This is a genomic window from Fluviicola sp., assembly GCF_030151805.1.
Lineage (GTDB): Bacteria > Bacteroidota > Bacteroidia > Flavobacteriales_D > Crocinitomicaceae > Fluviicola.
On record NZ_JASLCN010000278.1, the window covers coordinates 1 to 10459 of the forward strand.

The window sequence follows — 10459 nt, forward strand, 5'->3', positions numbered from 1 at the left end:
ACAGCACACGATTCCGAACTAATTGGCAAAATGATCTTTAGAAAACTACAAACGAAAACCCGGATTAATCTTCTCGTTCAGTGTATCGGAATGCTGGTTGGTACCACCACACATCTGATGTGGATTGTTCAACATGGATTTTTGTCAGAAAGGTACAATGCACCAGTTCTCTCAAGGTTTTTCTGGGATAGCTTAACTTTTTTAGACCCTGTTGCAGGAGTTTTGTTGATGCTGAAACCAAAAACAGGTTTGTGGTTAACCGTCCTGATTATTGTTACTGATGTTTTACACAACAGCAGTATCTGTTTCGGCATATTATGGACAGAAAACCAGGCGTTTATTAGTTGGATGAAAGACAATTGGATGCTTTGGTTCCAATTGGGATTTGGATTGTTTGTTCTATTGTCATTTAAAAGCAACTTGAAGGAAATCAGGAATAAAAGTTAACTTCTCTCCTACTATCCAAACGCAGCTCAATTCGTTCAAAGGAAAATTCGGCCTTTTCGGTAAGTTCAGATTGCGAAACAAAGGTTAATGTAAACGAATTCCCGTTCCAATTCTTCTGCTGTACAGCGATTTTAAAAACTGTTGTTACATTCCAGACTTCATGCAGGCCTATTCCACCGTCTTGTGAACTTTTCCGAAGACCGTAAAGCGCCAGTGAACCAACCAGTAACTCTTCATCGAAAGAACCATTTTCATTATTCAGGTAGATGTTTACAGGAGGAATAGACTGAAATCCCTTGATATGCAGCATATGTAATGAGAGATTTAGCCCCGCCCCCGCATGAGAAGTGATTTCCTGCAAAACGGATTTTATAAGCTGTGAATCAATAAACTTTACGCGAAAAGTGGACGGTGATTCGTTCAGCAAAACGTTTCCGGTATTTTCCAACAAAGCAATGAGTTTTGACGTGTGTTCGGTCATTTTTATCTTATACTGTTTATGGTTCTTAAATTCCTGTAATCATTACCATTCCGCCGAGAAGTAACCAGAAACTCCCTGTTAATTTGCTGTCGTGAGGCACGAGATACCGCTCTGTTACTAATATGAAACTCGCTGCTAGCATGATAAAAATGCTGTGATGGATCAACATCAATCCAATCATTATCATCCAGCACATCTGCAAACAGATGATCCCGATTTTCATACCGTAAGTTACGGAATCTTTCAGAAAGTTCCATCCGTGAAGCCGTATTGGCATCGTGAGTTCACATTTCATCAGTGTGACTCTTCTGTTTGGCAGCCAGCTTATGATTGCAGCAAAGAGAAAACAGGTTCCTGCCAGGAAGTTGAAGTTTATCGGCAGTTGGTGATTTCCCGCAATAAATTCTGTCAAAATCGGAATGGAATGAAACACAATCCCGACAAGACTCCAAACCAGTATATATCCTGTTAGGAATAAGAGAATTCCGGTTTCCCGGTTTCTTTTTTGGACGGAAAAAGCGACATGACGAACCGGACGTTTCAATAAAGGAAACATCATCGCACAAATCATCAGGATCCAGGGAATTGCTCCCGAAACAATGCTGCGGTAAAGAGAATTCCTTAAAGTTTCTTGCTTTAAGATGCCTTCCGGAAAAGCTTCCCCGATGGACTGACCATCAGGGAAGCATAAAACAAGGTTTGACATTTGCGTTGAATCTGTAAAATGAGACAACGTTGAAGCATCAAAGATTAGAACACCCCAAATTGAAATGCTCAAAAGCCAGATCCACCATTCCGGATTGGATGCAAAAAAAATGCGGCTCCGAACAACATTTAACCTGCCGGATGTTCTGTAGAAATTACTCACTGTATAGGCTGATTCGCCCGATTGAAACGGAAACGTCGTCTTTGACTTCTCTGTCTGGTTTTATTTGAATATCCAGTTTTTTCTCATCCCATCCAGGTAAAGCACTGAGTTTGGAAATCAAATCTGTCACTTCTAATTGTTCATTCAGTCCGCTGCCGGAATGGTGTTTATCCGCTTTAGAAGCCCGCTCCAGCCCAAATAAAGCAATTGATCCGGCATAATTGGATTGGTTGATACCATCTTTATCTGCTGTATTAAGGTAAACAGAATAAACCGGTGCAGCTCCTTTTCCTTTGATATTCTCAAAACGCAGGAACATCCGTTTTTTCGCATCTTTGCTTTCAGCCAATCCCCTGCTTTTGCTTACAAGTGCTTTCACTTTGGACGAAGGCAGTGAAAGAGAAAATCGTGAGATTCCCTTTTCCAATGAATGTACTTTTTCTGAAGCTGAAACAATATCGAGTGGATGCACAAAGCGATGCACGAGTATTTCGTTTACTTTAAGTGAACGCGAACTTTTTACAGGAACACCTTCATAGGTATAACCGGAAAGTACTTTTCGGGTATCAAGAACATCCTTGCACTGCATCACAACCGGTTTTTTATCCTTGTCATGAAAATGAAAACTAAAGTCCAGCCAATCAGATTCAGTTGGATTACTGTGGCCCACTAGGTTCAGCCAAACTTGCCATAAACGATCAATGTTGGCATGGTGCAACCAAAATATCGGATCCAAACCTGCTGTGTCCGGATCACCCATTGCTCCGTTGATATCCATATGGATTTTGTTGTGTGGTAAGCTTTCAAGTCCACCGCTATAACCACCGCCAGGATGAAATTTGGTTACCGGACCACCGAATCCGATGATGCTATTGGACAATGAGGTGTAGAAATCAATATCCAATGCCGTGAGAACCGTATCTGCTGCTTTAACGGAATTGTTTCTGTTAGGCATCCACAAAGGATTCGAATCATTGCCGGGAGTTGTGAAACTTCCGGGAATATCTAATCTTTTCGGATTACTTTCGTCACTATAGTTCCAAAAAGGAAGCGCCCAGTCGGCCGGACCTCCCAAACCTGCGATGGTGTTTGCTACAATTTGTTCAAAATATGCCAGATACATTCTGTGCCAGGGTAAGAAATACCAGGATTGATGCTGACATCTTTCCCAATACATGTCGCGCTCGCTCAAAGGCGGCAGTGTTCCAACATTTGCCCAATAAGGACTGGAAGCAAGGAATCCGTGGATAGCCGCCTGGTAATACCAACTTGTGGGATCTGTTGCCGGGCGCTTTTTCATTTCTGCAACAGCTTTTGAATACCATTCCAACGTTTTGTCGCCGGAAGGAAGTTTGTAAACGTCTTTTCGTTCTTTCATAGTGTAAATAGTGATGTGAGGTAACTTTTCAATAGATGAGAAACGCCGTTTATGCGACAGCTCAACAATTGAACAGATTAAAAGTATTGATCAATCAGTTGATTATCAATAGGTATTTTTACCTGATTTTATTGAATAGACGAAAACGAGCGTGTAGGGTTATATTGAATCAAAAAAGGAGAAAAGTCTCCCCTTCTCCTTTCGTGTAATAAATGAAATAAAACTATTTTGTCATTGTTTGATAAAATGACCGCGCTGTTGGTGACTCTTTACATGATACAATCCGGATGCTAAAAACTGAATGTTCAATTTCCCGTCCGTTAAAGTCCCGCTGTATACAACAGATCCGGCTGCATCAGTGATCGTAATCGGAGAACCGTTGGTTTCGATGTGAATCATGTCTGTTGCCGGATTCGGATAAAGTACATCCGGTGTAAATTCAGGTTCCGAAATTCCCAAAGGTCCATTACAGTTAGAGGCTTCAAGGCAATCAATTGTTTCGGTTGTCGAAATGGAAGCGAAAGCCCCGGAAAGCGTGATCAGACTGAACATCGTTGTCGCATTGTTTTGAGTTGTAACCGTGAGGGGATGTCTCGTTACCGGACTGATCGGATAAACAGGCGGTTGATCCCCGGAAATATTCCCGCAATATGCCTGGTTTTGCGGGATATGTGCGTAACGATCACTTGGCCAGCTGTTAGGAAGCGCTACGAGGTAGCCGCAATCGTGTCGCAGAACCATAGAAGGAACAGTTGAAGAAGTCAAATTATCCGTTGCTTTAGAACCGGTGAATGAACCTTGTGCATTCAGGCTCATGATATCGCCGTCGAGCGACATGCCGGTTGTAAACAACACTCCTCCATCGTAAGAAGCGCAAATGGCTCCGAGTTCACCCGATATGTTCTGACACCATACTTTTTGCAATTGCCCGTTCAGTTTCAGAATTCCGTCAACACCTGCAGATGCGAGGAACTTTAAGTAAATGGAGCCAGGGTCCTGAGAATCAACCTCCATGAATTTATACCGATCCACATCAACAGTCTCTATGCGGTAGTAAAAACTGCTGCCGGCATTTCCGTTCAGATCCGTTTTCAGTAAACAGGGAAAAGTGACTTCCGGTGATGGGGTTTGCGTGTAATTTCCCACAATCAGAAGCGAATCTCCCAACAGTTCAACATCCCGGAAAAGGAAACGGGGAATATTCGGACTGGTATACGATTTCACCCAAACAATGTCGCCGCTGTTGTTCATTTTCAGAAGCACGGGAACGCTGGGGTTCCAGGAAGAACTTTCATTCTGTTTTCCGGTTAAATAAAATCCGTCAGTTGCAGGCGTAATCGTACTCATTTTGTAGGTACTTTGATTAAATACCTTATTGAACAGCACATTCCCGTTTCGGTCAATTCGGGTCAGACCATTATTTCCATTAGAATAATAGATCAGCGTTACCGTATTGTTTTCGTCGGTATATCCTTTAAAGTCAAAAAGATGTCCTCCCCAGGTATTCGACTCTTTCGACCAGATGACTTGCCCATGCCGGCCAAGATAATGGATCGAAAAACTATTGATTCCGCAGCCGGGATGAATGGAGATAGCATAATACGTTGAATCCTGGCAAGGAATGAGGGTGTGAACATCGTCGTTGTAATTCCGAAGATAGCGGTACTGGCCTTGAGCCATAGAATAAAAGATCACCGATAGCAATATCGTCAAGCATGTTTTCATAAAACTTATGTTTAGTTTAGTAGTATTGAAATCACCGGTGATTCTTCTGAAAACAAAGACTTTAGAATGCTTGAAAAGGTTGCGCGGAGCATTTAAAACCCTGATTTGAACGAGTGAAACGATATTTCGGACAGGTGGTTTACTTATTTCACAAAGCCGTTCATATCGGCGTAATTCAATGTTGTTTTGCCATTGACTTCTACGATTTGCCCTTTGTTTTTTAGGGCTTCCTGTTCGCTTCTTTCAGCGTTACTTTGTTCGTTATAACCTTTGTAGTGAACAAACAAAGCAGGATTAATCCGGTACCTCGTTCCAACTGCCATCACATACTTGCAGAATATTTCGAAATGAAGATGTGGAGCACAGGTTCCTGCAACTACTCCCGATCTTCCGGTTGTTCCCAATACGTCTCCGCATGCAATTTCTTCTCCGAAACGGTATGGATTAACGGAATCCAAATGAGCATAGAACAGATATATTTCCCGGGTATCGGTCCAATTGGCTCCCTGCAGAATTTCTCCGTCTTGTTCAAATTGGAGGCTATAATCCTTCCGGTTTTCCAAAAAGGAAGCAACGTCTTTTACTTTGATAGTCAAGGTATTTCCGTAGCCTCCGTGCCATCTGCGATTATAGACCGTTCCGTCTACACAGGCATAGATTTTTGTTCCGGTTGGCGCAAACAAATCAAGGCCGGTATGAACCTTTCCGGCTCTCGTTTTCCCGAAAAGTCCCCAGTGTTTTCCGTTTTCACCTCCTCCTCCACTTTGCATGTATAAGGTCGATCTGGGATTTTCAACCGGGTCGTGCCATTTTTGATCAGTTTGTTTCGAATTTTCCGAAACGGCTATCATGCTTTTGCCCGATTCTCCTTTTTTGTACCATTTCTCAATTTCCATTGCTATTTCCCACACGTAGGTTTTCCCTTGTTCCGGTTTTTCTTTGTGGAAGACGGGATTTTGATCATAGGCTTTTTGTCTGAGCCATTTGGTGTTTTTGATCACATGGCCGTTTGCATCGTAATCGGGTTGGATGTTTTTGTCAAATACTACATGATCCGGCAAGTTCCCTTTTCCGCAATCAACCGGAAACAAGATCGCGAGGTAAAAGTCGGCCAGTGTATTCAGTTTTCCTTTGAATGGTTCCAGGTAATATTCCACGTAAGTCAGTTGTTCCAGACGCGACATCTTCGCCAAATTTCCGTCTTTTCCCGCTGTGATATGCGTTCCTTTTCGCCGGTTGATGTCTTTTGCTGCTACTGTTCCGATTTGTATTAATCCCGTATAACCAAGGGAATTGACCAGTTTCGGGTCAAACGTACCTCCTGTTTCCAGGGCCATCGCTGCAATCAGGTGATTGGGGTCGAACAACAAGCGCTTCGAGATTTCAATGATTTTGGTTTGTTCTTCTGCCGTGAATTTGGCCGACCAAATCAAAGACCCCTCATGGACACTTGCTAAAGATTGATTTCCTGTTTTTGCCTTTGTAAGCACGTCAGGACTTTTCGCTTTGTAATAGGCATAAACCGTGACTTCTTCAATTTCGGTTCTGTTATGAAACTGGCATTCAATTTTACATTGCCTGACGCCGTTTTCCGTAACAATGGATCGTTGACTGTTTTTAAAAGCAGTCGACTCCTCGTTGTTGTATTGATATTCCCATTTCATGGAGAGTATTTGCGAATCGTGTGCGTCGTTTCTATTCGGAATTGCCAGATAATACACCGGAAGATTCAGATCGATGGTTTCAACCAATTGATTGTTCTGAAAAGGTCCTTTGATTTCCTTCACCAACAGATTACCCGTCCATGCTTTTGAATCCGTTTCAGTTCCGCTTGTCAATTCCAAAGGTTCATTCTGCGAAATAAGCCCGGGTGTTGCTATTCCTTTTTTTACATCTGTAAACGATTGCTTTTCGCAGTTATAGAGCATGGCTTTTATGGAGAGATTCGCTGTGCTTTCAGAAACCGGAATTTGTAGGGAATAATTTGTTTTTTCACTGTTATATGCTGCAAAATAATAGTGCAGATTCATTTCAATAACGACTATTTCTGCCTGCTGGAATGAATCAACAGAAATAAAAACGGTATATTTTGATGAAGCTTGCGTTTTGGAAACGCGGATTTTAGAGATCATGTGATTTTCAGTTTAGAAGTTTTCAATTGAATAGTTATGTGGTGAAACAAAATGGATCAGTGAATAAATTTAAGTGTAAAACGCCTGTAACAAAGGTGATTTAATATTACGAAACATTTTTTGATGCTTGATTTTCCCCGGAACTTTTAACACATTCTGAAATCGAATTCGAATCAAAAAACGGATGAAACCTTGATTTCATTTCCTGTTTTATTCAGTATCTTGGTCTTGTAAAAAACTGTTACGTATGAATGCTTCCGAACAACCTTCCATTGCTCATTTTCTTTCCGGGAAATCCGAATACACACTGGATTTATACGCGCATTTCATTACCGAATTTGAAGCTTTGGGAGAAATTACGCTCTACCCTACCAAAACAATGATTGCTGTTGACAACGGAGGCAAGCGCGTTGCCTGGGTGACGCAGTTGGGGAAGAATTTCATTCATATCGTATTTCCTTTAAAACAGCCCTTTAATGACAATTTGTGCTTCCAAAAAGTGGGGCAAGTTCCCGGAAGCAGCCAGTTCAATCACCATTTCCGGATGCTCCATAAAGAAGACATCAATGATGAAGTAAGGGGATTCATGAAATTAGCTTTGGAGATGTAAGGATTCGTAATCATACATAGAGTTATTTAAGTTTCGTAACGAAATTAGAGAACGAGATCGGAAGCTATTTACGTAGAAGTTTTTTGATTTACATGCTATCGGAGTAAATCAAAAATTCCATTGGAGTGCTATTTTTTTATTTAAAACTAAATATTTATTGTTTTTCGATAAATATTTAATATAATTGCACTATAAATTGAACGATTATGGAAATTAAAATAGGTACTCAGCAAATGCTGAAAATATTGTACATCCTTTCCTGGATTATCTTTATTGGTGTCAGCATCGAAGCAGGCGGATTCATCTTCAACGCGGTTTTGACCATGGTTCTTAGCCCGGAAAACGCTGCACATTTATGGAAACAAACTGATTTGACTGCGCTTTACAATTATGACTCCGGGCATTTCCTGGTTCAGATGCTATTTGTAAGTATTGTTGCAGTTTTAAGAGCAATTCTCTTCTATTTTATCCTGAAAATGCTGCACAACAAAAAACTCAATTTTTCCCGGCCTTTCAGTGAAGAAATGCGGCGTTTTGTTTCCGGATTGTCTTACCTGACTTTGGGAATCGGGTTGTTTTGTTCCTGGGGTGTGAACTATGCAGAATGGATGGCAAAGCAAGGAGTAAAAATGCCGGATGCAGCTTCTATGCGTATTGGCGGCGCGGATGTGTGGCTCTTTATGGGAATCACGCTTTTGGTAATCGCTCAGATTTTCAAAAGAGGAATCGAAATTCAAACGGAAAACGAATTAACCATATAAGCTATGCCAATTGTTGTAAACCTTGACGTGATGATGGCTAAGCGGAAAATGTCGCTGAATGAATTGTCTGAAAAAGTAGATCTGACCTTGTCGAACCTTTCAATCCTGAAAACAGGAAAGGCAAAAGCGATTCGTTTTAGCACCTTAGAAGCAATTTGCAAAGTGCTGGATTGCCAGCCCGGTGATATTCTGGAATATGTGAATGAATAGGACATGGAGTGATCACTGATCATTCCATGTTTTTCTCATTTCATCCAGGATAGTTTTCCAGTTTCCTTTGTGTTTTTGACAATCGCTGTCAGGATCTGCTAATTGAGTCCTCGAAACAATGTATTTGTAAACTAGCTTTTTTTTACTTTTGTATTCCGTCAAATCTTTGATAGGTACGATGAAATATTCATTTTCATCAAACCAATAACCGATCAAAAAGTGTGAGTTTTGAAACTCATTTTCGGTTAAAGTAAAATCAATCCAGTTTTTCTTTTTCTCCGGTTGAATTAACTGTCGGGTCTTTACCTCTATTTTCAGGATGTTATGTTTGTCTATGTCATAAGAACCGATATTGGTTCGAAGCAATACGATATCACATCCTGGTTCACTTACATTTTTGTAAACATTCCACCCCATTTGCTTTGTTCTGTGATATAGTTGTACGAGTACTGAGTTTTCTCCGGCCTCTTTAAGTAGTTCTTTTACGTTTTGAGTAGACATTCTGTTTATTTTAGTGTATTCAAAGATACATTCAAAACAAAAAAAACGGCCATAAGCCGTTTTTCGTTTCCTCATTTCTCAGTTGCGGGGTATTATTTCTGCACCTGAAATTTGTAGGTATAGGTGGTGGTACTTCCTATTAGATTTTGCGGAACGTGAAATTTGATCTGTTGTACTTGTTTTTCTACAGAAGCTTTCATTTCCTCAGAATCGGATGTAATTTCGATGATCTCGACTTTGTTTTCGGATATAACGCGCACTTTTACCTGAACGGTTGTCTCGATTCCTTTCGCACGTAACGATTCGGGATAAGAAATTTTGCGGTGCATGATGCGGTCCAGTAAGGTTTCTCCGTTTCCTGCTAAAGCCATTGAACCTGTTGTTAAAAAGAAGCTGATAAATAGAATAATTGTTTTCATATTTCTGAATTGAATTGGTTTTCCGTAAGACCGATTCATCAGTGATATGTTACAGCCCAAACTGATTGATGCTTGTTAAAAAACGTGAAAGCGAACGAATTGGAAGAATATTAGTCCTGAATGACAATAGAAGTATACAAACTGTAAAGTTCCCAGCCGAAAGATTCGTACAATGCCTTCCCTTCTTCCGTGGCAACCAGGAAATTCCGGGTGACACCCTTCGAGAGCGCTATTTTTTCAAGTTCTTTCATCAGAAACGTGGCGAGTCCTTTTCGTTGGTGCTCATTCTCAGTCGAAATCCGGTCGTAAACAGCCAGATCATCTACGAGCACAACCCGACCTATTGAAGCCAATTCGTTGTGCTCAGTGACAATCCGAACGATAAAAACAGCATGATTATTTTCAAATTCCACGTTATATCCGTCTGGTAATGATTTGTCCGGGAAATGCATGGCATGGAAACAGTACATCATATATCCGGTTTTCAGAACAGTCCACCGCTTTGAAATCCGCAGTTTCACTTCATCCGGATCGGCGCAAACCTTTAGGAAAATCCCGGATTCATTGATTTGATCGGATAATTCCACAAAATCATCGTTGAGATCCGGAAAAACATAACGCGTTTTCTGATCTTCATAACCTACGTCTACTCTTAGTCCCGACAGAAATTTCACGGGTTTCGGAAGGCCTCTGGATAAAGACCATCCTTTCAGCCATTTTTCAACAAGTTTCGGTGAAACACTGTTTGTCATTTGATGAATTTACCCTGAAAATATGGAATTATCCCCAAAATTTCATTTGAAAATAAATAATCGGTCTTTCTGGACGGGAAAACATCCGGTTATATAAAACAAAAAAAACGGCCACACCAGCCGTTTTTTATTCTTCAATTTTCAGTTACCCGAATATAATCGATTATTTCTGCAC

At 40.9% G+C, this 10459-nt stretch carries 12 protein-coding genes; 4 read left to right on the plus strand and 8 right to left on the minus strand.

Going from position 1 to position 10459, the window contains the following annotated elements:
• The coding region (locus tag Q1V93_RS10545; protein ID WP_300664479.1) for a hypothetical protein at positions 1–447 on the plus strand (447 nt) is incomplete at its 5' end.
• On the opposite strand, the gene Q1V93_RS10550 is transcribed toward Q1V93_RS10545, so the two are convergent.
• The 5 genes from Q1V93_RS10550 to Q1V93_RS10570 all read right to left on the minus strand — a co-directional run bounded on the left by Q1V93_RS10550 (position 431) and on the right by Q1V93_RS10570 (position 7031).
• Entirely contained in the window at positions 431–928 is a 498-nt protein-coding gene (locus tag Q1V93_RS10550; protein WP_300664481.1) for a hypothetical protein, read from the minus strand. The genes Q1V93_RS10545 and Q1V93_RS10550 overlap by 17 nt on opposite strands.
• A 25-nt stretch (positions 929–953) precedes the next feature.
• Complete coding sequence (locus Q1V93_RS10555; protein ID WP_300664483.1) at positions 954–1634, minus strand: DUF2182 domain-containing protein; 681 nt, start codon at positions 1632–1634, stop codon at positions 954–956.
• A gap of 154 nt (positions 1635–1788) precedes the next feature.
• The gene (locus Q1V93_RS10560) at positions 1789–3174 is read right to left on the minus strand and encodes a tyrosinase family protein (RefSeq protein ID WP_300664485.1); all 1386 of its coding nucleotides are present in this window, start codon (positions 3172–3174) and stop codon (positions 1789–1791) included.
• Between the two features lie 231 nt (positions 3175–3405).
• Positions 3406–4899, minus strand: coding sequence for a T9SS type A sorting domain-containing protein (locus Q1V93_RS10565; RefSeq protein ID WP_300664488.1), 1494 nt, complete (start codon positions 4897–4899; stop codon positions 3406–3408).
• A 143-nt stretch (positions 4900–5042) separates the two neighbouring features.
• Positions 5043–7031 carry a M23 family metallopeptidase gene (locus tag Q1V93_RS10570; protein ID WP_300664490.1) on the minus strand — a complete coding sequence of 663 codons (1989 nt, stop codon included), beginning with the start codon at positions 7029–7031 and terminating at the stop codon, positions 5043–5045.
• A gap of 247 nt (positions 7032–7278) precedes the next feature.
• Here Q1V93_RS10570 and Q1V93_RS10575 point away from each other — a divergent pair, with 247 nt between their 5' ends.
• The 3 genes from Q1V93_RS10575 (at position 7279) to Q1V93_RS10585 (ending at position 8612) form a co-directional block, all read left to right on the plus strand.
• Positions 7279–7641 (plus strand): DUF5655 domain-containing protein, encoded by a 363-nt coding sequence (locus Q1V93_RS10575; RefSeq protein ID WP_300664491.1) that lies wholly within the window; start codon positions 7279–7281, stop codon positions 7639–7641.
• A 206-nt stretch (positions 7642–7847) separates the two neighbouring features.
• Positions 7848–8402: a DUF2975 domain-containing protein gene (locus Q1V93_RS10580; RefSeq protein WP_300664493.1), complete on the plus strand. Its 555-nt coding sequence runs from the start codon at positions 7848–7850 to the stop codon at positions 8400–8402.
• Positions 8403–8405: 3 nt separating this feature from the next.
• Positions 8406–8612 (plus strand): helix-turn-helix transcriptional regulator, encoded by a 207-nt coding sequence (locus Q1V93_RS10585; protein ID WP_300664495.1) that lies wholly within the window; start codon positions 8406–8408, stop codon positions 8610–8612.
• A gap of 12 nt (positions 8613–8624) precedes the next feature.
• Here the strand turns inward: Q1V93_RS10585 and Q1V93_RS10590 are convergent, their stop codons facing one another.
• From Q1V93_RS10590 to Q1V93_RS10600, 3 genes are all read right to left on the minus strand, one after another.
• Positions 8625–9113: a hypothetical protein gene (locus Q1V93_RS10590; protein ID WP_300664497.1), complete on the minus strand. Its 489-nt coding sequence runs from the start codon at positions 9111–9113 to the stop codon at positions 8625–8627.
• Positions 9114–9205: 92 nt separating this feature from the next.
• A complete protein-coding gene (locus tag Q1V93_RS10595; protein ID WP_300664499.1) occupies positions 9206–9532 on the minus strand; it encodes an energy transducer TonB in 327 nt (108 codons plus the stop codon).
• Between the two features lie 110 nt (positions 9533–9642).
• Positions 9643–10284: a GNAT family N-acetyltransferase gene (locus tag Q1V93_RS10600; protein WP_300664501.1), complete on the minus strand. Its 642-nt coding sequence runs from the start codon at positions 10282–10284 to the stop codon at positions 9643–9645.
• Positions 10285–10459 lie beyond the last annotated feature (175 nt).

What these genes read in the sequence shown, in the direction of transcription:
- Q1V93_RS10550 (WP_300664481.1), bottom strand. Translation starts at nt 928, where the DNA reads ATGACCGAACACACGTCAAAACTCATTGCTTTGTTGGAAAATACCGGA.
- Q1V93_RS10555 (WP_300664483.1), bottom strand. Translation starts at nt 1,634, where the DNA reads ATGTCAAACCTTGTTTTATGCTTCCCTGATGGTCAGTCCATCGGGGAA.
- Q1V93_RS10560 (WP_300664485.1), bottom strand. Translation starts at nt 3,174, where the DNA reads ATGAAAGAACGAAAAGACGTTTACAAACTTCCTTCCGGCGACAAAACG.
- Q1V93_RS10565 (WP_300664488.1), bottom strand. Translation starts at nt 4,899, where the DNA reads ATGAAAACATGCTTGACGATATTGCTATCGGTGATCTTTTATTCTATG.
- Q1V93_RS10570 (WP_300664490.1), bottom strand. Translation starts at nt 7,031, where the DNA reads ATGATCTCTAAAATCCGCGTTTCCAAAACGCAAGCTTCATCAAAATAT.
- Q1V93_RS10575 (WP_300664491.1), top strand. Translation starts at nt 7,279, where the DNA reads ATGAATGCTTCCGAACAACCTTCCATTGCTCATTTTCTTTCCGGGAAA.
- Q1V93_RS10580 (WP_300664493.1), top strand. Translation starts at nt 7,848, where the DNA reads ATGGAAATTAAAATAGGTACTCAGCAAATGCTGAAAATATTGTACATC.
- Q1V93_RS10585 (WP_300664495.1), top strand. Translation starts at nt 8,406, where the DNA reads ATGCCAATTGTTGTAAACCTTGACGTGATGATGGCTAAGCGGAAAATG.
- Q1V93_RS10590 (WP_300664497.1), bottom strand. Translation starts at nt 9,113, where the DNA reads ATGTCTACTCAAAACGTAAAAGAACTACTTAAAGAGGCCGGAGAAAAC.
- Q1V93_RS10595 (WP_300664499.1), bottom strand. Translation starts at nt 9,532, where the DNA reads ATGAAAACAATTATTCTATTTATCAGCTTCTTTTTAACAACAGGTTCA.
- Q1V93_RS10600 (WP_300664501.1), bottom strand. Translation starts at nt 10,284, where the DNA reads ATGACAAACAGTGTTTCACCGAAACTTGTTGAAAAATGGCTGAAAGGA.